General features: G+C 41.1%; 18 protein-coding genes and 3 pseudogenes. 8 read left to right on the top strand and 13 right to left on the bottom strand.

The features are described 5' to 3' along the window. The first annotated feature begins 4 nt into the window (after positions 1-4). From argJ to CEF20_RS01710, 3 genes are all read left to right on the top strand, one after another. Positions 5-1,240, top strand: a complete 1,236-nt coding sequence (argJ, locus tag CEF20_RS01720; RefSeq protein WP_100330211.1) for a bifunctional glutamate N-acetyltransferase/amino-acid acetyltransferase ArgJ — start codon at positions 5-7, stop codon at positions 1,238-1,240. 63 nt (positions 1,241-1,303) lie between these two features. Beyond that, positions 1,304-2,074, top strand: a complete 771-nt coding sequence (gene argB, locus CEF20_RS01715; protein WP_100330210.1) for an acetylglutamate kinase — start codon at positions 1,304-1,306, stop codon at positions 2,072-2,074. Further along, positions 2,071-3,213 carry an acetylornithine transaminase gene (locus CEF20_RS01710; RefSeq protein WP_100330209.1) on the top strand — a complete coding sequence of 381 codons (1,143 nt, stop codon included), beginning with the start codon at positions 2,071-2,073 and terminating at the stop codon, positions 3,211-3,213. Before argB ends, CEF20_RS01710 begins: the two co-directional genes overlap by 4 nt. Before the next feature lie 52 nt (positions 3,214-3,265). Here the strand turns inward: CEF20_RS01710 and CEF20_RS01705 are convergent, their stop codons facing one another. The 4 genes from CEF20_RS01705 to gatC form a co-directional block, all read right to left on the bottom strand. Beyond that, the gene (locus CEF20_RS01705) at positions 3,266-4,036 is read right to left on the bottom strand and encodes an alpha/beta hydrolase (protein ID WP_100330208.1); all 771 of its coding nucleotides are present in this window, start codon (positions 4,034-4,036) and stop codon (positions 3,266-3,268) included. A gap of 369 nt (positions 4,037-4,405) precedes the next feature. After that, positions 4,406-5,836, bottom strand: a complete 1,431-nt coding sequence (gene gatB / locus CEF20_RS01700) for an Asp-tRNA(Asn)/Glu-tRNA(Gln) amidotransferase subunit GatB (RefSeq protein WP_100330207.1) — start codon at positions 5,834-5,836, stop codon at positions 4,406-4,408. Between the two features lie 12 nt (positions 5,837-5,848). Next, entirely contained in the window at positions 5,849-7,306 is a 1,458-nt protein-coding gene (gatA, locus tag CEF20_RS01695) for an Asp-tRNA(Asn)/Glu-tRNA(Gln) amidotransferase subunit GatA (protein WP_100330206.1), read from the bottom strand. Positions 7,307-7,318: 12 nt separating this feature from the next. Continuing rightward, on the bottom strand, positions 7,319-7,609 hold the full coding sequence (gene gatC, locus CEF20_RS01690; RefSeq protein WP_100330205.1) for an Asp-tRNA(Asn)/Glu-tRNA(Gln) amidotransferase subunit GatC: 291 nt from the start codon (positions 7,607-7,609) through the stop codon (positions 7,319-7,321). Between the two features lie 332 nt (positions 7,610-7,941). On the opposite strand from gatC, the gene putP reads away from it, so the two are divergent. After that, positions 7,942-9,420, top strand: a complete 1,479-nt coding sequence (putP, locus tag CEF20_RS01685; protein ID WP_100330204.1) for a sodium/proline symporter PutP — start codon at positions 7,942-7,944, stop codon at positions 9,418-9,420. Positions 9,421-9,691: 271 nt separating this feature from the next. Here putP and CEF20_RS01680 read toward each other — a convergent pair whose 3' ends face one another. From CEF20_RS01680 to tnpA, 6 genes and pseudogenes are all read right to left on the bottom strand, one after another. Then, positions 9,692-10,060, bottom strand: a complete 369-nt coding sequence (locus CEF20_RS01680) for a Na-translocating system protein MpsC family protein (protein ID WP_100330203.1) — start codon at positions 10,058-10,060, stop codon at positions 9,692-9,694. Between the two features lie 209 nt (positions 10,061-10,269). Then, positions 10,270-10,794: a carbonic anhydrase gene (locus tag CEF20_RS01675; RefSeq protein ID WP_100330202.1), complete on the bottom strand. Its 525-nt coding sequence runs from the start codon at positions 10,792-10,794 to the stop codon at positions 10,270-10,272. Between the two features lie 64 nt (positions 10,795-10,858). Next, the gene (locus CEF20_RS01670) at positions 10,859-13,477 is read right to left on the bottom strand and encodes a DUF2309 domain-containing protein (RefSeq protein ID WP_100330201.1); all 2,619 of its coding nucleotides are present in this window, start codon (positions 13,475-13,477) and stop codon (positions 10,859-10,861) included. Continuing rightward, positions 13,477-15,009: an NADH dehydrogenase subunit 5 gene (locus CEF20_RS01665; RefSeq protein ID WP_100330200.1), complete on the bottom strand. Its 1,533-nt coding sequence runs from the start codon at positions 15,007-15,009 to the stop codon at positions 13,477-13,479. The genes CEF20_RS01670 and CEF20_RS01665 overlap by 1 nt, the downstream gene beginning before the upstream one ends. 737 nt (positions 15,010-15,746) lie before the next feature. Next, the gene (locus CEF20_RS01655) at positions 15,747-16,823 is read right to left on the bottom strand and encodes an RNA-guided endonuclease InsQ/TnpB family protein (RefSeq protein WP_100330199.1); all 1,077 of its coding nucleotides are present in this window, start codon (positions 16,821-16,823) and stop codon (positions 15,747-15,749) included. A 4-nt stretch (positions 16,824-16,827) separates the two neighbouring features. Next, a pseudogene (tnpA, locus tag CEF20_RS01650) lies at positions 16,828-17,148 on the bottom strand (IS200/IS605 family transposase); the annotation flags it as partial. Between the two features lie 299 nt (positions 17,149-17,447). Here tnpA and CEF20_RS01645 point away from each other — a divergent pair. Beyond that, positions 17,448-17,792, top strand: coding sequence for an ArsR/SmtB family transcription factor (locus tag CEF20_RS01645; protein ID WP_041846673.1), 345 nt, complete (start codon positions 17,448-17,450; stop codon positions 17,790-17,792). A 277-nt stretch (positions 17,793-18,069) separates the two neighbouring features. Continuing rightward, positions 18,070-19,392 carry an ISL3 family transposase gene (locus CEF20_RS01635; RefSeq protein WP_041846675.1) on the top strand — a complete coding sequence of 441 codons (1,323 nt, stop codon included), beginning with the start codon at positions 18,070-18,072 and terminating at the stop codon, positions 19,390-19,392. Between the two features lie 25 nt (positions 19,393-19,417). On the opposite strand, the pseudogene CEF20_RS01630 reads toward CEF20_RS01635, so the two are convergent. From CEF20_RS01630 to CEF20_RS01620, 3 genes and pseudogenes are all read right to left on the bottom strand, one after another. Further along, a pseudogene (locus tag CEF20_RS01630) lies at positions 19,418-19,507 on the bottom strand (IS200/IS605 family transposase); the annotation flags it as partial. Between the two features lie 131 nt (positions 19,508-19,638). Next, positions 19,639-20,130 (bottom strand): annotated as a pseudogene (locus tag CEF20_RS01625) (recombinase family protein); the annotation flags it as partial. Positions 20,131-20,312: 182 nt separating this feature from the next. Then, positions 20,313-20,534, bottom strand: coding sequence for a DUF3221 domain-containing protein (locus tag CEF20_RS01620; protein WP_269799224.1), 222 nt, complete (start codon positions 20,532-20,534; stop codon positions 20,313-20,315). Between the two features lie 382 nt (positions 20,535-20,916). Between CEF20_RS01620 and CEF20_RS01615 the strand changes: the two genes are divergently transcribed. Then, the gene (locus CEF20_RS01615) at positions 20,917-21,702 is read left to right on the top strand and encodes a hypothetical protein (RefSeq protein ID WP_100330196.1); all 786 of its coding nucleotides are present in this window, start codon (positions 20,917-20,919) and stop codon (positions 21,700-21,702) included. A 126-nt stretch (positions 21,703-21,828) separates the two neighbouring features. Further along, positions 21,829-22,002 carry a hypothetical protein gene (locus CEF20_RS16470; RefSeq protein WP_156994644.1) on the top strand — a complete coding sequence of 58 codons (174 nt, stop codon included), beginning with the start codon at positions 21,829-21,831 and terminating at the stop codon, positions 22,000-22,002. Positions 22,003-22,237: the final 235 nt, after the last annotated feature.

Here is a 22,237-nt window from a genome sequence, read left to right as displayed (position 1 = left end):
ACGAATGAAGATACAGTCGATAAAAGAAGCTCCTTTATATGAAATTCAAGCGGGGTCCATCCTCTCCCCAAAAGGCTTTATGGCGGCGGGGGTCTGCTCGGGCGTCCGCGAAGCAAGAAATGATTTAGGGATCCTCTTCAGCGAGGTGCCGGCCGAATGTGCTGCTGTTTATACGGCAAGTCATTTCCAGGCTGCTCCCCTTAAAGTCACTCAGGACAGTCTTTCCTTGGAGAATAAACTGCAGGCCATTCTTGTCAATTCTGGCTGCGCCAATGCTTGCACCGGCAAACAAGGGCTGGAGGATGCCTATGAAACCCGGCAATGGACAGCGAAAGCTTTCGGCCTGCCCGAGCATTATGTTGCTGTTTCTTCTACGGGTGTGATTGGTGAATATTTGCAAATGGAGAAGATAAAAGCCGGCATTCAGCAGCTGCCGCCAGCGCTGCATTCACAGAATGCCGAGCCATTTGAAACAGCCATTCTGACCACGGATACACAAACTAAAAAATGCGCCTTTCAAACGAAAATAGATGGCCAAACGGTCACGATGGGCGGCGCAGCGAAAGGGTCTGGCATGATTCACCCGAACATGGCTACGATGCTTGCCTATATCACAACTGATGCGGCCATTGCTTCTGAGCATTTGCAGGCGGCTCTGCGGTTAGTGACCGATCAAACCTTTAACCAGATTACGGTAGACGGTGATACATCCACCAATGACACCGTGATGGTGCTGGCCAGCGGACTTGCCGGCAACCAGCCGCTGTCTCCGGAGCATCGCGATTGGCCTGCCTTTTTATTTATGCTCAAGAAGACGAGTGAAACATTAGCAAAAATGATTGCCAGAGACGGAGAAGGGGCAACGAAGCTTGTAGAAGTGGAAGTATCTGGAGCATTTAATGACGAAGAAGCCCGGACAGCCGCCAAAGCAGTCGTTGGTTCCAACCTTGTGAAGACAGCTGTTTTCGGCGCGGATGCTAACTGGGGACGCATCATTAGCGCAATCGGCTCGGCCAATATCATGCTCAATCCAAACAGGATCGATATCGCGATCGGCAATCAAAAAATCCTTGAACAAAGCGAAGTCGTTTGTTATTCAGAAAAACAACTCACGGATTATTTTAAAGGCGATACGGTTAAAATCACCGTTCATTTACACACAGGGGACGGATGCGGCCGGGCGTGGGGCTGCGACCTTTCATATGATTATATCAAAATAAACGCTAGCTACCGGACTTAATCATTAAAGCCATGGAGTCAGCGCGAGCGGCTCCTTGCGCTTTTTTCTAAAAAGGAGAATATTATGAAAACCATTGTTGTCAAATGCGGCGGAAGTGTCCTGAATGAGTTAGATGACGCTTTCTTTGCCAGCATGAAAGAATTATCGGAAAGCGGACATGCGATTGTATTTGTTCACGGAGGCGGCCCCGAGATTAATGCGATGCTTGAGGCTCTGCAAGTTGAGAGCGAATTTAAAAACGGCTTGCGCGTCACATCGGAACAAGTGCTGCAAACAGCTGAACTGGCCCTTGCCGGCAGCTTAAACCGCAAGCTGGTCCGCATGCTTGAAGCGCATGGAATCGCGGCAATTGGCGTCAATTCCAGCGACAACGCCCTGCTCGAAGCGGACTTCATCAATCAAGAAGAGCTTGGGTTTGTCGGCGATGTCACGAAAGTCAACAGCACCTTTATCCGGCTGCTGTGCAGCCAGAAGCTGATGCCCGTCCTTACTCCGCTGGCATCCGGTCCTAATGGCGCCGTGTTAAATGTGAATGCTGATCATGCTGCCTGCGCGGTTGCCAACGCCTTGAATGCCGACCATTTTCTAATCGTCACAGATGTAGATGGAGTCTTACAGGAGGGGAAACTGCTTTCTCAGCTAACGGAACAAGAAACGAAAGCACTGATCACCAACGGAGTGATTCAGGGCGGAATGATTCCGAAAGTCCAATCTGCCTTAAAAGCCTTAACCCATCACGCTGGTGACGTGCATATCGTTTCCGGGAAAAAATCTTTTTATCAGAATGGACAGTGGTATGGAACAAAGTTTATGAAAGAGAAGGTGATCCTATGAGCCACTTATTCCCAACCTACAAACGCTGGGACGTGACCCCGCAAGCGGCTAAAGGGGCGTGGCTGACAGATGTCAGCGGAAGAAAATATTTGGATTTCACCTCCGGCATCGGCGTCTGCAATCTTGGCCATGTCAACGATCAAGTCAAAGCAGCCGTCGAACAGCAGCTGAATCAGTTTTGGCACACTTCGAATTTATTCCAAAGCGAACTGCAGGAAGAAGTGGCTAAACAGCTGGCTGATGCCTCTGGCCTGGACCTTGTTTTTTTCGCCAACAGCGGTGCGGAAGCAAATGAAGCAGCCATTAAGCTGGCGCGCAAAGCAACCGGGAGAAGCAAAATAATTACGTTTATCAGCTCATTTCACGGCCGGACATTTGCCACTATGGCTGCGACAGGACAGGATAAGATCAAATCAGGATTCGGCCCGATGCTGCCTACCTTTGAATATGTGCCTTTACATGATTTAGAAGCGCTCCGATGCGCATTGGATGACGACACAGCGGGACTTCTATTTGAAGTCATTCAAGGAGAAGGAGGCATCCATGCGGCGGAAGATGAATTTTTGCAAGCAGCTGCGGAACTCGTCCAGCAAAATGGTTCCTTGATTATTGTAGACGAAGTGCAAACCGGCATTGGCCGAACTGGGAAAGCTTTCGCTTTCCAGCATGCGGGATTAGATCCTGATATCGTCTCCACCGCCAAAGGCATCGCCAACGGTTTGCCCCTCGGAGCCATCATCGGCAAAAAGGAACTGGCGAGCGCTTTCTCACCAGGTTCACACGGTTCCACTTTCGGCGGCAACCCTGTGTCTCTCGCTGCAGCGAAAGTTACGCTGCAAACTGTTTTTGAAGAAACATTTTTGCAGCAAGTAGCAGCAAAAGGGAAACAGTTGGCCGCTGCGCTGAATTCGGAGCTTTCCCTCATGCCGCAAGTAAAGAAAATAAAAGGAAAAGGGCTCATGATTGGCATTGAGCTGACCGAAGAAGCCGCCCCTTATGTAGCCGCAATCCGTGAGCGGGGGCTTCTGCTGCTAACGGCGGGCACACACGTCCTGCGCCTGCTTCCGCCGCTTACGGTTTCCGATAACGAAATCAAACAGGCCGCTGCCATTATAGCCGCCGCATTCCGCGCGCCATAGGGAACAAGGAATGTCCAAACGGACATTCCTTGTTCCCTTTACTGAGCAATCTTCATTGTGCCGTCGCGCGCGGCTGCACCGATGCATGCTCCAGAATAAAGCTCGCCGCTTGCTCGATGATCAAATCCTTATCATGATCCATTGAAGCAACATGATAGGAATTCGGCAATGTTACGAGGCTTTTGTTTTTAGAAGCAATCGATTGATAAATGTACACCGTGCTCTCTGGAGGGACCACATGATCAATGAAGGATTTGATACAGAGCGCAGGGGCAGTGACTTGAGAGAAACAGCCCGGCACTTCGACCATTAATCTTTGCAATTCACGAATAGCACGTACAGGCGCTTGATCATAGGTGATTTCCTGAACGTCCGCAGCTTTAATATCCGCCGGTCCCTCATCAATAAATCGCGGGGCTGGCGTTGACTTCAAATAATCAAAGGACGGAAGTGCCAAAGCTGCATTGATCGTGATGATCCCCGCGATATCCTGATATTCAGAAGCCAATTTAAGAGCTAGTGTGCCTCCCATCGATTGGCCCAATACAAACACTTGCTTCTCTTGGGCTTTCAGCGTGCCATAAGCTTGCTGAAAGCTTTCGTACCAATCTTCATAGCGGCATTTTTCCATATCGAGAGGATGCGTGCCATGCCCTTTGAGCCGTGGAGCTAAAACAGTAAACCCTTTGGCCGCCAGACCTTTCCCAATGTATTTCACACTTTGCGGGGTTCCCATAAAGCCATGTGAAAGTATAATACCTATTTCATTACCTTCAAAATAAAACGCTTCAGCACCAGGTATCACACGATACTGTTCTTTCATTTTGATCCCTCCTGTTCAATCCCGATTATTTTTATGAGTTATATATACTTTAAACTTTAATTCCTTATTCGTCAACTCGGAATAGCAGCCCGATCCCGCATGCAGGCTGCCAGATGCAAGGGACTAAGGCGTTGAATGGAAGAGCCTTATTTCTTCCTTCAGCAGCACGGATGAAAGAAAATTCTTACTTTTGATGATCACTTTAGCCGTCTATTCTCTGCCTTCACCCTACCAGACTTGCGGCCGGACAATAAAAAACCGTCTCCAGCCTGCATAAGCGAAGAGTCGCCCGGCTGGAGACGGTTGATCTGTAAAAATCCCCTTATTATAACAAAGCGCAGTTCCTAATTAAGGAGTGCATTTTATTTGCTAGCGCTTTTTGATTTCTTCCATTAATAGCTTGTTCAGAACAGCTGGGTTTGCTTGTCCTTTAGTCGCTTTCATGATTTGGCCGACTAAGAAGCCGATGGCCTTGCTTTTTCCGTTTTTAAAATCTTCAACGGATTGCGGATTGGCATCTAATGCTTCCGTTACATATTTCATCAGGGCGCCTTCATCCGAAATTTGGACTAGCCCTTTTTCTTTCACGATTTTCTCAGCATCTCCGCCATTTTCAATGAGCTCTTTAAATACTTTTTTGGCGATTTTCGAAGAAATCGTTCCTTTTTCAATTAAGCGGATCATTCCGGCTAAGCTTTCCGGTGTCAAGGCGCATTCATTCAATTCCTTGGCTTCGGCGTTCAGATAAGCCGACACTTCTCCCATTAACCAGTTAGATGCAAGCTTCGCGTCTGCGCCTGCGTCAACTGTTGCCTCAAAAAAGTCCGCCATTTCTTTCGTAATGGTCAGCACCTTGGCATCGTGGGCCGGCAAGCCAAGCTCATTCATATAGCGTTCTTTGCGCTCATCCGGAAGCTCTGGAATGGAAGCGCGCACCCGCTCTTTCCACTCCTCATCAATATGGATATCCACCAGATCCGGTTCGGGGAAATAGCGATAATCATCAGAGCCTTCTTTAACGCGCATTAATAACGTTTTTCCTGACGCTTCATCAAAACGGCGTGTTTCCTGTTCAATCACACCGCCGGATAATAATACATCCGCTTGCCGCTTTTCTTCATATTCCAAGCCTTTGCGAACGAAGTTAAATGAATTGAGGTTCTTTAGCTCCGTTTTCGTACCGAACTCCGCTTGTCCGAACGGACGCAATGAAATGTTGGCGTCACAGCGAAGAGAACCTTCCTCCATTTTACAATCAGACACTTCTGTGTACTGAATAATAGACTTCAGCTTTTCTAAATAAGCATAAGCTTCTTCCGCAGAGCGAATGTCCGGCTCTGATACGATTTCAATAAGCGGTGTTCCTTGGCGGTTAAAGTCACACAAAGAATAGCCGTTTCCTGTGTGCGTTAATTTACCGGCATCTTCTTCCATATGAATGCGCGTAATGCCGATTTTTTTCTTTTTACCGCCGACTTCTATTTCAATCCAGCCGTTCTCGCCAATCGGCTTATCGAATTGCGAAATTTGATAAGCTTTCGGGTTATCGGGGTAGAAGTAGTTTTTGCGGTCAAATTTAGTAATAGAAGCAATCTCACAGTTTAATGCCATTGCCGCTTTCATCGCAAATTCCACGACGCGCCGATTGACTACGGGCAGCACGCCTGGATAACCTAAGTCGACCACTGTTGTATTTGTATTAGGTTCAGCACCGAAGTGAGCCGGCGCCGAAGAAAAGATTTTTGATTCTGTTTTAAGCTCTACATGGACTTCTAATCCAATGACCGTTTCAAAGTTCATTCTGTTCACCCCTTACAATGTTGGTTTTTTCTGATGAAAGTCTGTTTCCTGTTCAAAGGCATGAGCCACGCGATAGACCGTCTTTTCATCAAAATGCTTTCCGATGATTTGCAGACCGAGCGGCATGCCGCCAGAGAATCCGCATGGTACGGAAATAGCCGGAACGCCGGAAAGATTTACCGGAATGGTCAAGATATCATTGGCATACATCGTTAATGGGTCATCAATGTTTTCGCCGATTTTGAAAGCTGGCGTCGGCGCGGTTGGCCCAATGATCACATCGTATTGTTCTAAAATATCTTCAAAGTCTTTTTTAATTAATGTACGTACTTTTTGGGCTTTTTTGTAATAGGCGTCATAATAACCGGAGCTTAAAGCGAATGTACCGAGCATAATCCGGCGCTTCACTTCATCGCCAAACCCTTCTGCACGAGTTTTTTTATAGAGATCGATTAAATTCTCTGCATTTTCCGTGCGATAACCGTAACGGATGCCGTCGAAGCGAGCCAGGTTGGAGGAGGCTTCTGATGAGGCGAGCAAATAATAAGTGGCTACACCATATTTAGAATGCGGAAGTGATACTTCTTCCCATGTGGCTCCCATGCCTTCTAACACCTTCAGCGCCTCTAAAACGGATTGGCGCACATCGTCCGAAACGCCTTCTCCCAGATATTCCTTCGGTACAGCAATCCGCAGTCCTTTCACATCGCCGGTCAGCGCTTGTGCATAAGAATCAACAGCGACATCAGCTGAAGTGGAATCGTGAGGATCCAATCCTGAAATCGCTTCTAATAAATAGGCGTTATCCTCCACGTTGCGGGTGATCGGCCCAATTTGATCTAACGAAGAAGCAAAGGCAATCAATCCGTAACGGGAGACCCGGCCGTATGTAGGCTTTAATCCAACTACTCCGCAGAAGGCAGCTGGCTGGCGAATGGAGCCGCCTGTATCAGATCCTAAAGAAAACGGCACTTCTCCTGCGGCTACAGCTGCCGCAGATCCGCCTGAGGAACCGCCCGGCACGCAGTCCAAATTCCAAGGGTTATACGTTTTATGGTATCCGGAATTTTCCGTAGACGAGCCCATCGCAAACTCGTCCATATTTAATTTTCCGATCGTAATGGTTTGCGCGGCATGAAGTTTCTCCATGACCGTCGCATCATAAATCGGATCAAAATTATTCAGCATTTGGCTTCCGCTTGTTGTCCGCAATCCTTTGGTGACGATATTGTCTTTAATTCCAATCGGCATGCCGAACAAAAGCCCTTTCGCCTCATCGGTGCTGATTTTGGCTTGCAGCGCTTCCGCTTGTTTGCGTGCTTGCTCTTCATTTAAAGTAATGAACGCTTGAACCTTGTCTTCCACTTCTTCAATTCTTTTGTAGGATTCCTCCACTAGATCTGGGATGGAGATTTCTTTTTTATGTAAAAGATCATGAAGCTCTGTCAGCTTGTAATTAAATAATGTCATCGTGTTCCCTCCCTACTCAATTATCGACGGCACGCGGATTTGTCCGCCTTCATGGTCTGGAGCATTTTTCAATACTTCCTCCTGCGGCAATCCTGGCTGAGCTTTATCCTCGCGCATAATATTCTTCATATTTAAAACATGTGATGTCGGCTCTACATTTGTTGTATCCAACTCATTTAATTGCTCCGCAAAAGAGATAATGGCATCTAAATGAGAAGTGAATTTCTCTACTTCTTCTTCAGTCACAGCAAGACGCGCTAAATTCGCTACATGTTTCACTTGTTCTTCTGTAATACGTGTCAAGTTCATTCACCTCCGTATATTTCGACACTCTACAATACTCTTCATCTTATCAAATAATCCGGTTTCATAGCAATAAAGCAGAAGAGTCTCTTCCTTCGCACAAAGCTTATTTTACCACGCTCCACTTTATTCGAATAGCATTGTTCGCACAGATTCTTTTTCTTGTTTTGAATATTTAGAATCATTTTACTTTTTCGTTTTATGTAATCGCTTTCATTATGTTCGTATATAGGTCTCTCCTCCCTTTCTCCGCTTTTAGGTTCCTTGAATGACGCGGCATTCTTTGTTAGGGTTAGAAATTGTTATAACTATTTTCATGAAGGAGAGATTTGGTGAGTGTAGAAATCTTCATATCTTTAGCTATTTATTTCATCGGAATGCTGGCGATCGGTCTGTATTCTTATAGAAAAACGTCCGATTTATCCGATTACATGCTGGGCGGGCGCGGTCTTGGCCCTGCTGTTACTGCATTATCAGCCGGCGCTTCCGATATGAGTGGCTGGATGCTGATGGGGCTGCCCGGAGCCATGTTTGCAACTGGTTTGTCCAGCGCTTGGATTGCCATTGGTTTAACGGTCGGTGCCTATTTGAATTATCTCTTAATCGCCCCTCGTTTGCGCACATATACAGAGGTTGCAAACGATTCGATTACTATCCCCGATTATTTTGAAAACCGCTTTTCTGACCGAACCAAAATACTGCGCTTCGTTTCTGCAGTAGTTATCATCACTTTCTTCACACTTTACACATCGGCAGGGTTAGTTTCCGGCGGGCGGCTATTCGAGTCAGCCTTTCAAATGGATTATAAGGTGGGGCTATTCGTAACAGCTGGAGTCGTTATTTGTTATACGCTATTTGGCGGATTTCTGGCCGTCAGTTTAACCGATTTCGTTCAAGGCTGTATTATGTTTGCTGCATTAGTGCTTGTTCCTGTAGTCGCGTTTACCGAATTAGACGGCATTTCTTCTACTCTGCAAGAAGTTCACGCGATTGATCCAAGCTTGATGGATTTATTCAAAGGCACTTCCATTTTAGGAATTATGTCCTTCCTTGCATGGGGATTAGGCTACTTCGGCCAGCCGCATATTATCGTGCGATTTATGGCGATTACCTCTGTGAAGCAACTAAAAACCGCCAGAAGAATTGGCATCGGCTGGATGGTAATTTCTATCGTTGGCGCCTTAGCAACCGGTTTAGTTGGCGTGGCTTACCTATCAGTGAATAACATCCAAATTAAAGACCCTGAAACAATCTTCATTCTCTTCTCAGAGATCTTGTTTCATCCGCTCATTACCGGCTTTTTATTATCGGCCATTTTAGCGGCGATTATGAGTACGATTTCTTCTCAGTTGCTTGTCACGTCCAGTGCGTTGACGGAAGACTTTTATAAAGCCTTTCTCCACCGGCAAGCCACAGACAAGGAATTGGTTATGATCGGAAGACTTGCTGTATTTGCAGTAGCGGCAGTCGGTATCATCCTGTCGTACACGCCGAATGACACCATTCTTTCGCTCGTCGGGAATGCTTGGGCCGGATTTGGCGCCGCTTTTGGGCCAACTGTTCTATTGAGCCTTTATTGGAAACGAATGACTAAGTGGGGAGCGCTTGCAGGAATGATATCCGGAGCGGTAACGGTTATGATCTGGATTAGTACACCATCCTTGAAATCTTTAATGTATGAAATGATTCCTGGCTTTCTCATTAGTTTCATGGCCGTCGTGATCGTGAGTCTATTAACAAATCATCCTCACAAAAACGTGCAGCGATCCTTTGATCAGATGGAAGCCCAGCTGGCGGAACAATTGAAATAATAGAGGCACTGTCAGGAAAGTGCGGATTTACAACGTTAAGGAACTTACAATATTAAAAAGTCCAATTTCTCAGTATTAAAATGGAGAAATTGGACTTTTTTCCGTTACTCTAGAAAAGCGCGCAATCGTTGAAAAGGGAGGCTTAACCAATTAAGAGATATTATCATCCTTTAATAAACTTCATAATGAGCAAAAAGAACAATGTATTTTTGTACTGTGCAATAACTATAAACAAAAGAAGAGAAAGTTGCTAAACACTTCCACTTATTTTTTACATAAAAAGATTTTTCTCAAGATTATTAAATAATTTAAATACCATAACTCGTTCACCAGTACGAGAGCTTAGATCAGTATGAAAGCTTTTCACTTTTTCTCCAGTTATAGTTAATATAATATTCTTAAGATCTTCTATACCTGATTCAACTAATTCCGAACGAGTTTTTTTAATAGTTAACAGTCCCTCTTTTGTTTCACAAACAGTATATTCAGCTGGTGTTAAAATACCTTGTAAATTCACAATTATCATATCCCGTAATATATCTGTTTTAACAGATACAGACCCACGTCCAAGAAAGTCTTTTTCCCATTGAGTAATGGCCTTACTTATTTCAGCTTCATAAGAACCTTTAGATATTTTCATAAACGATACATCTCCTATAGAACAAAAAATAGTCTATTACTTCCTTTACTAGCTATTTCAAGAGGGAGACCAAGTTCATCCACTCCCATTCTTGCTTTTTCCAGAGAGTTTCTAAGGGAGTCAGCCTATCCTTTATCTCTCCAGAAAAAGTTCCTAACAGGTCTATATTGATCTTATTAGGGACTTTTATAGAATCTTTTAAGAACTTTTTAAAAGGTTGGACAGTTTCCCGCTGTTTTATTAGTAGGAATCTCCACAATTGAGGATTTTCCCTCCTTATTATTAACTATTAAACCACAAACTTTAACATAAGACGGTACTAAAGGATGGTGACGAATGACATCAACACTCTTTTCGATACTGTCAATGATATTTTCATTTCCATTTAGCCATTCATCAACTGTACCACCTGAAAATTCAGGCATACAATGTTGATAAAGATAGTCTAATGTTTGTATTTTATTTTTCATTGATTCAAATTGAGTTTGTACATTAACTGTGGTAGTCCTCTTATCTTTTGTTCCTACAATAAAAATCTCCTCGACATTTTCCTGATAAATAGCAATGATAACAGATCTCATTATATCTCCATAAGGATGTGAGATTACGGTGCCATAGCTTTGTATCATTAACATATTTTCTGGTTGAATGTTAGTTACTTGTTGTAGGAGAGGCTCCAATCCACTTTCGATATCCGTTAACAATAAAGCTTTTTTATTTTTATTTAAATCCATATTGTACACCCTTTCTTTATTGTTATGAATTTTTTAACTGAGTAACATATCATTTGATAAATATTTATTTTTGCAGTTGCCAATTTTCCCAACGTCCTTCTGGATCAACACTAGCAAGTCTAACCCATCCATTTTGAACTTTTTCTCGAAACGCTAAATCATTAGTTAATAACCGTTTTACATATTCACTAGGTGCTTGGATGACAATCAGCAAGCGAAGAGGAGAATGATAAGCCTCGTAATCCGATTCCATGACGGATTGCCAAGGTAGTCCGTTTAACAAGTCACTTGCATTCCCTTGCATAACGCCAAGACCTGCTGTTACGGTTTGTGTTCTTTTATTTCCACTACCATAATAATGAGGAGCTACCGTTGAAGCATAATATTGTAGATTAATCCATTGGGCAACCGTTCCTGGTCCTGCAATGATGTTTGCTAGCAGATCACCACTCTCATCCTGCTTCCAATCATAATTATGAAGGAAGGCTCTACCCTCCAAGTCACAATCCTGAGTTAATTCACGTTGGCCTATAATAAAAGATGCATTCCGCGCTAGCCCCCATTCCGGACGAATCTCACTCCAATCTTCCGCAAATCGGTGTGCCTCAGCACTTGGATTTTTAAATTTTGATTTGAAATTTGGTAATTGAGCTAGACGCTCCGCATTTGCATTATGGCTCACTTTCGGCATAATAGCTTCGATATGATCAAATGCTTCTTGTGCAGATTCAGAAAGTTCAGGAACATAAATCCAGTGTAATTCATCCACTGTTGTGTTATGCTCAGCGGCTACAAAAACAGTTTCCTCAGGGATTTCTATTCCTTCAGCAGAAAGCACTTCTCTTATCTCTGTAAGGTTGCATAAAGTAGCTAAAACCCTAGCATTGAATCCACCTGCCGCCCCACCGCAGGCACCACAGTCAAGAGATGCAGCATAAGGGTTGTTGTTGCTTTGACTACCATGTCCGCATATCACGACTAATGGTGCGAAATTCTCTGTAAGCCCCATCCCTTTTAGAGCTTGACGCACATAGTTCACTTTTTCTTCTTTAGAAAAGCCAACAGGTAGCCCCGCCTTTTCGTCATAAACATGATTAAGTAAGAGTTTTGTATCAGGTTTGCGTAACCAGGTCTTACGAAGATTATGAATGAAACGACCTGCTCTTCTTGGCACAAAGCTTCGTGCTACCATTTGCAGACTAAGCCAAGGTCCACTTATTTCTGGTAAAACTAAGCTCGCAAGTACATTCTGTTTCATCATTTTAAATGTATAGCTTAATGAATTTGCTGCCTGCTTGCGTTGTTGGTAAGAATAAAGCTCTTTTTCACCCGCTGATTCTTTTATGTGATGTTTAGGCTTTAGCATAACCGGCAAGGATGAATGGGTGTGATTACTACCAAGTTCACTAGTTGCAATCGGTAAGCCAAAGAAACCAGCAATTCCAATCGTTTCAAACGGACCTTCTTTTTCAAGTTGACGACGAAAAGGTTCTGATCGTACATCAATACAGAATGCTAATTGGGCTAAAACAGATTTTTTATCGTTGGTCACACGTTGTTTAGAGACAATCTTCTCACTTAATCGCTCAATGTATGTTTGTTCCCAAGCTTCCAACCAAAGCTTCTTGCGAAGATTCTCATCAAAACGATAGGCAAATAATAAATATTCGCTTTGTTCAGCGGCAGACATCTGTGACCATTCCTCGATGGATAGGTCCCCCCAATGAATCCAAGATGCTAAAAGGGGAGTAATCGAAACTTTTTTCTTAGTGCTTTGATTGGACAAAGGTAAGTAAGGCTTTATGAGAACACATTCCATGGAAAGTCGAACTGCTAAATATTCTGTTAGAAGTGCACGTTCATGGCTCGATTGTTGGGAGCGCCAAAGCATCATTCCTGCCCACCCAGGTAAGGAAAGCAAATGGCCTTCAAGATAAGTCTGTATCTCTGATCCTGGTATTTCTAGTGCAGTTAAAGCTTCTTTTAAAGCCGTATTTGCCTCTTGGGGCCAATTTCTAAAACTTTTACGTTGATTTTTACTAAGTGCCGGATCATATTGAATGAGACGCTGCCAAGCACTATAGAAACCTTTCTCACGATTAGGCATTGTCCAACCTGCCTGAGATTCATCAAGATATAACTTACACCACTTGATAACATGATAATCGAGAATATTTATTAATCTTTCACCATCTTGATTCTTTATATGCGAACTTATTGGTTGCTTTAAAAAATCCTCGATACTATCCGTATTCAGAACACTAAATCCCTCTACTAATTTTTCCAGCTCATGTGATGATAAGAAGTTTGATGGTAATGTATCTAATTTTAGTGCAGTAAGACAGTATCGCTCTGCCACGTCCCGTGGTATATTAAAGGACTGTGAATCAAGCCAACGCAGTAGTCCTGCTTTCACAAAAGCATCATCAATCTCACCTTTACTCTTTGCCGAAAGGATCATAGAAGCACTAGGGTATATATCAACACCACGAATATTTTTTAACCACACTGCAACCTGATGAAAAGATTGGTTTTCAAGTCCCATCCAGGGATTACGTGCAGCAAACGCAGAAATTGGCGATAGCGGGGCAATAACCCGGCTAGCTGATTCAACTAAAACGTTAAAATCCCTTTCTTGAACATCAATATTTATATCTTTCTTTAATACGGATGTCACACTCATCACCGACTACCTCCTTGAGATAAATATTGTTTAAGGTAGCTTGGGTGACTTTCTACTGACTTTGGTTTTGCTTCACCTAATCTTACTAACCAAAGATAAAGAACCGCAAAGGAAACAGTAGAACAATGACGAGTTACCCATGTACCTATAACACTGCCAAATAGTAAGAGACATAAGACAATGATGACAACTGCCATCGGAGGTTGGACACCTTGATAAACGGTTGTATGCAACCATTCATAGAAGAGGTTGTGAATGATAAAATAAACGATGGCAGATCCTCCTAAAAATGATAAACCAGCAATTCTACCAATTCTCCCCTCTCCAAAAGCTACGAGCTGTGTCCAAGAAACAGACAATGACCACCCTAAGATTAGAGCACTAATCAATTGATAACCCTCTCCAGGAGCCATGAGCCAAAAAGTAACCCCGACAACTAAGCCTAAAGTCCGGCCACTCATGATCCATAATTTAGATGACTTTTCATTAACGCGAGTCGAAACTTCGAAACGACGTACTGCAGAACCAGCCTGTAAAAACAGCATAGCTTTGAACAAACCATGTAATATAAGATGAATAATGGCTGCTAAATACGCACCTAATGCACACTGAATGAGCATAAACCCCATTTGTCCAATCGTGGAGCCTAATAACTGACGTTTATAGTCAACCTGGACTAAACTAATTCCAGACCCAATTAATACAGAAATGCCTGCAAGAATAAGTAAAATTATCGATGCTATATCCCCATTAAAAAGAGGTGAAAATCGAGTTAGCATAATCCCACCTGCATTTACTATCCCTGCGTGCATAATCGCAGAAACAGGAGTCGGAGCAACAACAGACTCAATTAACCATCTTTGGAAAGGCCATTGGGCTGCAGGAATTATCACTGCTAATACTATCAATAAATTAACCCCTGTTTTCTCCCATGCTCCAAGTTGAGCTAAGTTTTCATTTGTTAGAGCTAATGATAACTGCCATTCACCAGTAACTTTAAAAAGCCAAATCATTGCAAGTAACAAAGAAAACCAACTTAATATAAATAATCGACCAGAAACTTTGGTTGCTTCACTAACTACTTTCCATCCACTATTTAACCTAATAAGTAAGATTAAACCGGCAAGGGTTGCTCCCCAAGATATAACCATCAAGCGGAGGTCACCACTTAACCATGTAATTGAAGCAACACCTGTAGTGAATGTAAAAAGTATAAAATACTTACGATAAGAGTGATCTCCCATTAAGTAATGTACAGAAAAACGCTGAATGATTAAACCAATTGAAAGTACAAAGAAAGCCATTAACCAAGCTAAGGAATCCAAGGACCAAGGACCAATAATTACGTCCACAGTGGTATTAGCTAGAGCCAATAAGGAAATCAATGGCGGTAAAGCAACGATTCCAATATGAATGCGAACAAAACTTAAGGGTACTCGTGGATGTAAAAACAATAGTCCACTTAGACCAGATGCAATAAGCATAATAAAAAATAATGTTAACCATGATGACGAACTCAGTGAAACTAACATTTCAAATTCTCCCTTTTTATGACATTAACGTACAAAAAATCCTTTTAATGAAGGTGATTTTATTTCCAGGTTATTTACTTCAATTATTAGTTACATGTTATTTTCCAATAAAAAAAGCCGACAACTTCAATAATTCAATGATGATTTTAAATCATTGAATCTTGAAAATTGTCGGCTTCACTTCAACTAACTTCATGCGAAGTTTTTTGAAGAGCTACCTTTTTATAGGTCATTTTACTTTATGTTTTAATTTCCTTCTAAAGAAAACATTGGTTTAATTTTAATTTAGCCCCTTGATTATGAAATAAATCGATTTACGTTACTCTTCCTTTTTTATTTAGGATACTTTTTCATCCAGTCAATATTAAATATTAAAAGAATGCTAAAGGTCTAATTTTTTTATAAAGGCGAAAATAAACATCTACCGATTTTTAAGTTGTTTATAAAGTATACCAAACTTTATAAATTGTCAACAAGAAAGCACCCATTTACTATTTCGATAGACTGACCCTTAATGGAATAAAGAGTGATTATTAGTTCCCTTCCGATAGCTTTCTATATAATGATGCCCTAGACACACTTTTGAGACTCCCACGTCTAAAGACGCAAGCCCTAAACCTTACGGTTAAACGGGTGGGATTCTTGAATGACTAAGCGTTCGCAGTCCATTTCTGTTTTGAACAGCCTTCAAGATGAGGGCATCTCATTGCCCCTCATAGGGCAGAACCTATAGTTCCCTATGCTGATTGACTATTACCATCAATCACAGGTGCACATCGAATGTTCATAGCACCTACTAGATCACGATGTTTCTCGAATCCGCATTTACACTTGTATTTGCGGTCTTGTGCTTTGTTCTTTTCAGAACAGTTAGGACATGTTTGACTCGTATAAACAGGACTCACATATTCAACCTTAATGCCTTCTAACTTGGCCTTGTACTCAATAAATTGAGATAGACGATAAAAGGACCATGTATGCAAATTCTTTTCGTTTTTACGACTTGTTCTTGTCGTCTGTCTGATATTCGCTAATTGTTCTAAACGAATGACAGAGATTTCATTTTCTTTAGCAAAATTAACAATCGCACGACTTACTTTATGGTCTTGATCTTTCATCCAACGCTGTTCCTTGTTTTTTGAACTGCGGATAGCATTTAATTTTTTCTTTTTGCCTAATGCTTTACGAACAGAACGAAACTTTCTCTTTTTATATTTATTCTGTCTGCCGTTACCAAAGAAACGCACTTTTCCGTCATCAGTTACTGCAACAGCCGGAACTTTTAAACCTAAGTCAACTCCCATAACCTTGAATCCCGTTTTTTGAGGAGTAGGCGTAGTGACAGAAATTTGTGCGATCCATTTATTTGACTTTTTCGTGATACGCAATGTGCCTAACTTATGTTTCAGCAAATTGAAATTTCGATTTTCCTTATCAATTAATAAAGCCCGAATAGGCGTTTTCTTGGCTTTACCGTCAATCATGATCGGCAGTGAAATATGAGTGAAGTCCAAAGAGTAGTTTTGGTTGTTCCAGATACACGTAGGTTTCTTTAAGACTGGAATGGTTTCAAATTTTGTTTTCTTTGCCTTCTTGAAAACACTTTTCGCATCTTTAATTGCTTGGTTTTTCACCGCACTGGGCAAAGAAGCACCAATGTTTTTACTTGTTTTCTTAGTGCTTTTCTTTTCTTTTACCATTTCAGACACAAGATCGTTGATTGTTGAAATGTATGTTTTACTCATTTCGGTCAAAGTCAAATCCTGTTCTTTAGTAGGTAGCAATTTGATTTTTACAGTGATTGTTTGTGACATGATTTCACCCCCTTGTTTTTTGTTGTTCAACATATCGCTTTATAGTTTGACTTGATACGTTTCCAGCAGTAGAAACAAATTAAGAACGTGTCCACAAACTTGGCAGGTGTCGCAGGTGCGGAAATTCTTCTCGCAACTGTTTAGATGTCACTCCTTTGATTTTTGCCATGATGTTTGCAGGGCTTAGTGTAGGTAGTACATTGAGAAACATGTGTGCATGGTCTTTGTCACATTCTAAAGCAATCACTTGTATTTTTAGTGGTTCGCATATTTCGTGCACCATTTCTTTGAATCTCTTTTCTACCTTGTTGTCAAGAAATATTTTTGGGTCTTCGGAATATATAGTGGAATTACTATTTTAATAATTTAAAAACAGTTAGTGTTAAATCGGATTATTTAGTGGAATACTAAGGAAAATAATAGTTCCAATCAAACACAAACACAGGTGATTATAGGTTGAAAAAAATTTAAATAGTCAGTGCAAGGGAAATAAATTACTATATTGTAAAGGTGTCATAACGTACTGATAAAAAAGATGCTTATATTATGAATTTCACTGTATAAACGTCTTGACACAAAAACTATTACACTATATAATGTAATTGTGAAATGGAGGAGGAAATAATGGCTGAAAACTGGTGTACACCAAAACCAAAACTAACGGAACGCCCCTTGTTAGATACAGATAACGCTGAGGGTTTAAGTGAGACCTTTAAAATACTTTCTAATGGGACTCGACTCAGAATATTGCACACTTTAATTCGAACACCAAATTTATCTGTTAGTGAGGTAGCAGAACAGCTTGAAATGAAACCTCAAGCCATTTCCAACCAACTTCAACGATTGGTCGATAAAGGCATCGTTCGCAATAATCGTGAAGGCAATTTTATTCGGTACCGAATTGTTGATAATTGTGTCGTTAGTCTTTTAGACCAAGGTTGGTGTTTAACCGAGGATTTACCAAAATAATAAGGAGGAGTTTGGTATGGAAAAATGTGCGAGACCAAGCTGTAATTGTCTTCTTGGTGAAAACAAAGTAGAAGTAGAAGGAAAAGTTTATTGCAGTCAAGAATGTGTAGATAACTGTACTGATGAAGTCTGTGAGTGCAAAGATTGTAGCTGTGCTACTGCATAAATGAATAATGAAAAGGTTATCCCTGCATCAATGGGATAACCTTTTTTACGTAGGATATTCAATGAAAGATAATTAATATCGTAACACTACGAGTAGTAAAGGATGAACAGTATGTCAGACTTATTATTACTACCAGATCTTAAAACAACAGAACCACCACAAGAAAATGAAAGCGATATGATGTTTAAAGTGGAAGCAATCGAACCGCCTGAACGTTGTCCTGAATGTGGTTTTGATAAGTTGTATAGGCATGACTCACGAAAGCAACTAATTATGGACTTGCCCATTCGTTTGAAGCGAGTGGGCTTACAACTAAAGCGTAGACGTTATAAATGTCGTGAATGTGGTTCTACCTTTTGGGAACGTCTTATTTCTATTGACGAAAAACGTAGCATGACTAAAAGGTTGTTAAAGTCCATTGAAGAGCAGTCTATGTCCAAGACCTTTGTGGATGTCGCTGAAAGCGTCGGTGTAGACGAAAAGACCGTAAGAAACGTCTTTAAGGACTATGTAGCATTTAAAGAACAAGAATACCAATTTGAGACTCCTAAATGGCTTGGAATAGATGAAATACATATTATCCGTAAACCTCGTCTTGTATTGACTAATGTTGAACGTAAAACCATCTTTGATATTAAGCCTAATCGTAATAAGAATACTGTTATACAAAGGCTTTCAGAGATTGGTGATAGGCATTACATTGAATACGTCACAATGGATATGTGGAAGCCTTACAAAGATGCAGTAAATACTGTTTTGCCACACGCTAAAGTAGTTGTAGATAAGTTTCATGTAGTCCGAATGGCTAATCAAGCATTAGATAATGTTAGGAAGTCTCTCAGAGCCAATATGACAGCCAAAGAAAGGCGTACCCTTATGCGTGAAAGGTATATCCTTCTTAAACGAAAGCATGACTTGAATGAAAGAGACTCATTTCTTTTAGATACTTGGTTAAGTAATAGCTCTGACCTAAAAGAAGCCTATGAAATTAAAGAAGAGTTCTACATGATATGGGATACAGATGATTCTGACGAGGGGATGGATCGTTATAGATATTGGAGACAACGTTGTTTATCCAGTAACTCTAAAGACGCATATAAAGACCTTGTTAGAGCTGTAGACAACTGGCAGGATGAAATCTTCAACTACTTCGATAAAAGGCTCACTAACGCTTATACAGAGTCCATTAATAGTATTATTAGGCAAGTAGAACGAATGGGTAGAGGTTACTCCTTTGAAGCCTTACGAGCCAAAATACTTTTTAATGAAAAACTACATAAGAGACGTAAGCCACGTTTTAATTCGAGTGCGTTCAGCAAAGCTATATTATACGAAACTCTCAATTGGTATGAAGTGACAGACCACAACATAACAGACAACTATGGTGTTGATTTTTCCACACTAATTAAGAAATTGGAGAAGGGTGGAATATAAGCCCTTTTCCACCATAAAATCCGAATACCCATATTTTTCTTCTGTACCGAGGACAAAACACAAAATGATAGTTAATGAATGATACGGTTGTAGTAGTTCTTCTATAATCTTCCATACTTATATTTTTATCAGTTTTCACTATAAACGACAACAAATATATAAAAATAAATATAGTGGAGTTTTCCAATACTTGAAGTACCGCAAAACCTTACGGTTAAATGCGGTACTCCGTATTTGACCTCACTATCATCCCACGTCTAAAGACGGTCTGCGACCTGTGTGGGCTTTCTTGTTCGGAAAATCTGTAATTTCACATATTTGATTTACAGTCATACCGCCTTCCTTATATAGCTTTACAGCATAATTCATTCCTGCGTGATTTTTATGATATTTCTTTAACCGACCTTTAAACTTTCCTTCTTTCTTAGCCAGCTCAATCCCTTCACGTTGACGCATACGGATAAGCTCTCTCTCTAGTTGGTTAACACCAGCCATTACTGTAATTAAGAATTGGCTGTATGGATTATCTTCTGATAAATCTAGCCATGTATCCTTGAGTGATTTTAAGCTTGCCTTTTTACTTCGTATTAAATCAATCAATTCAAATAAATCCTGCGTATTACGAGTAATCCTAGTTAAGTCTGTAACATAAATAATGTCACCTTCCTGTAAATCCTCTAACATATTTTGAAGTTGCTCACGATCTTTTGTTGTTCCAGAAACCTTCTCTTCAAATAGAGTAATAGAAGCTGTCGAGAAAGTCTCGACAGCCTGACCAGGATTCTTCTTTTAAAAAAGAATCCTGGTTTTTCTGGTGTGCTTATTGTAAAAATTTGATGTAATTAGAATGCATACAGTTTATATGGTCATATCTACAAAGGGAAGTGTCCCCAAAATACGGATTTAAAAATTTAAGCTTATTACTCTTCTATAACTTCTATCTTAGTAGCATGCGCAGCCATCGGCGCAGAGTGCCCGTATTTGTCAAAAGTAACTTTAACTTTTCGTCCTACTTGGAGAGAAGAAAGTGTCTCTTCATCAATATCTTCTACACTAAAATGAAAACCTTTGCCTTCATACTTTTTATTTAACAAATCATCTAATTCTTTTTGGTCTTTTCCTGTTATTTGGGGTAGCGTCAGGATTTTGACAATTTACAACGTTAAAAGAAAAAGCCTTGTACCATTAGGGTTTACGCTATTGATAATGAATTGCTTTATTAGGCATCATGGGATTTGGATGTCTAATATACATATCTCGCATTAGGATAATTCACCTTATCGTTTTAAATCCACATTTTCCTGACGGAACCCCTTAAAAAGGGAAATATCTAATTAATTTACATATATATGATAATATTGGATTGTATGGTGATTATAACCTATACTTCTTTATCCCCTTATCAAAGAGCTCAATAAAGGAGGTTTTGTCTTATATTCTTTAAATCTCGTCTTTATTAGGTCAGTCACATGACTCTTCTGCCCTATTGCTTAAAGAACTGAATAACTTTGGGAGGTAATACGCATGAGAATGTTTCTGAAAAGCTTTTCAATCTTCTGTTTGATCTTCATGTCGCTTTCTGCCAATACCAATGCCAATTCGACTACGATCGATGCTGGAACATTCGAGCAAGTCACGGATGAAAAGGAGATCAAAGCGGCTGAAAAGCTAGTAAAAACTGATAAGAAAAAGTTGGAGAAACAATTTAAAGAAGACAAGATCGAGTTTTACGAGCCAGGCGTCTTTCTGTATCCAGAATCCGATGTGACAGCAGTAATTTATAAGATTAAGAGCGACCGTGTTTCTATCGATAGTGAACTGAGTCACGCGATTTTCACGATAGCTGATGAAGACGCAAGTACGGTTACAAGTCAGTTGCTGAAGGTTGAGGATTTGGAAGACGGATTGAAGCAAGTCATTATGCTGCAAAATGAAGTCGTCACCGGCGACTACATAGTAAGGTCCAGCGACAATGCGTTTGTATCTGGCTGGATGACAAATGAATTTGGGAAAAAAGTAGATGTTGCTTCGGACAGTTTCCAGCAGAGTTTCAACGCTTATCTGGATACCACGACAGCACCAGGCTCAAGCTGCGGTGAGGAAGCAACGTTCGGAATCACCAGTTTTTCTAGTTGCTTGGACAGATGCCTGGACAATTCCGCTGTTCCTAAGTGGTTGAGCTATACGATTATTACTGTAGCAGGCGTCTCCTGTGTATTTGGTCCAAATCCAGTCTGCGTGACTGCTCTTTCTCAAGTAGCTGCGCTATGGACAAGTGATGCTATTCGCTGCGTTTCTAGGTGTGCCTAAATAGTCTCTATTAAATATAAGCGAAATAGTATCGTCAAGGGCGATACTATTTCGTTTTATCGATAAATAGTAGACTTATCGGACGGGGAGGAGTGCGATAGAATTAAGGTAAAGGAGGTAATTCAGATGAAAGCTGTTACTGGGTTATACGCTCTGTTCCTATTGATGTTTCTAGCTTCATTTTTAGGATCAACTGTCTTTGGCAGCGAATGGTCCGGCATCTTGGCGTGGATCAACACTGGACTGTTTTTATTTGGAACCATACTGTATGTGATGTACAGGAAGAAGATAAGCAACTAGACATACCACCTAACTTTAGCTTAGAAACAGGCATAGAAAAGGAAACCGATTTAATGAAAAGCTAATATATTTTCTGATTTTCGGTCCGCTGTCACAAACGGGAACTAATGCAACATAAAGGCTATTATGTTATATTGCCAAATTGAAAGTATTTGTGGTTTTGCTATACTTGTGTTGAGGTGGAATACCGATGAAAAAATACGTCCGGCTTCTCTGTATCCTCATAGCAATATTT

It is taken from the genome of Bacillus xiapuensis (assembly GCF_002797355.1).
Taxonomy (GTDB): Bacteria; Bacillota; Bacilli; order Bacillales; family Domibacillaceae; genus Bacillus_CE; species Bacillus_CE xiapuensis.
The sequence above is the reverse complement of the archived record's forward strand: the minus strand, read 5'-3'. Positions and strand labels throughout refer to the sequence as shown.

What these genes read in the sequence shown, in the direction of transcription:
- argJ (WP_100330211.1), top strand. Translation starts at nt 5, where the DNA reads ATGAAGATACAGTCGATAAAAGAAGCTCCTTTATATGAAATTCAAGCG.
- argB (WP_100330210.1), top strand. Translation starts at nt 1,304, where the DNA reads ATGAAAACCATTGTTGTCAAATGCGGCGGAAGTGTCCTGAATGAGTTA.
- CEF20_RS01710 (WP_100330209.1), top strand. Translation starts at nt 2,071, where the DNA reads ATGAGCCACTTATTCCCAACCTACAAACGCTGGGACGTGACCCCGCAA.
- CEF20_RS01705 (WP_100330208.1), bottom strand. Translation starts at nt 4,036, where the DNA reads ATGAAAGAACAGTATCGTGTGATACCTGGTGCTGAAGCGTTTTATTTT.
- gatB (WP_100330207.1), bottom strand. Translation starts at nt 5,836, where the DNA reads ATGAACTTTGAAACGGTCATTGGATTAGAAGTCCATGTAGAGCTTAAA.
- gatA (WP_100330206.1), bottom strand. Translation starts at nt 7,306, where the DNA reads ATGACATTATTTAATTACAAGCTGACAGAGCTTCATGATCTTTTACAT.
- CEF20_RS01680 (WP_100330203.1), bottom strand. Translation starts at nt 10,060, where the DNA reads ATGAAAATATCTAAAGGTTCTTATGAAGCTGAAATAAGTAAGGCCATT.
- CEF20_RS01675 (WP_100330202.1), bottom strand. Translation starts at nt 10,794, where the DNA reads ATGGATTTAAATAAAAATAAAAAAGCTTTATTGTTAACGGATATCGAA.
- CEF20_RS01670 (WP_100330201.1), bottom strand. Translation starts at nt 13,477, where the DNA reads ATGAGTGTGACATCCGTATTAAAGAAAGATATAAATATTGATGTTCAA.
- CEF20_RS01665 (WP_100330200.1), bottom strand. Translation starts at nt 15,009, where the DNA reads ATGTTAGTTTCACTGAGTTCGTCATCATGGTTAACATTATTTTTTATT.
- CEF20_RS01655 (WP_100330199.1), bottom strand. Translation starts at nt 16,823, where the DNA reads ATGTCACAAACAATCACTGTAAAAATCAAATTGCTACCTACTAAAGAA.
- CEF20_RS01645 (WP_041846673.1), top strand. Translation starts at nt 17,448, where the DNA reads ATGGCTGAAAACTGGTGTACACCAAAACCAAAACTAACGGAACGCCCC.
- CEF20_RS01635 (WP_041846675.1), top strand. Translation starts at nt 18,070, where the DNA reads ATGTCAGACTTATTATTACTACCAGATCTTAAAACAACAGAACCACCA.
- CEF20_RS01615 (WP_100330196.1), top strand. Translation starts at nt 20,917, where the DNA reads ATGAGAATGTTTCTGAAAAGCTTTTCAATCTTCTGTTTGATCTTCATG.
- CEF20_RS16470 (WP_156994644.1), top strand. Translation starts at nt 21,829, where the DNA reads ATGAAAGCTGTTACTGGGTTATACGCTCTGTTCCTATTGATGTTTCTA.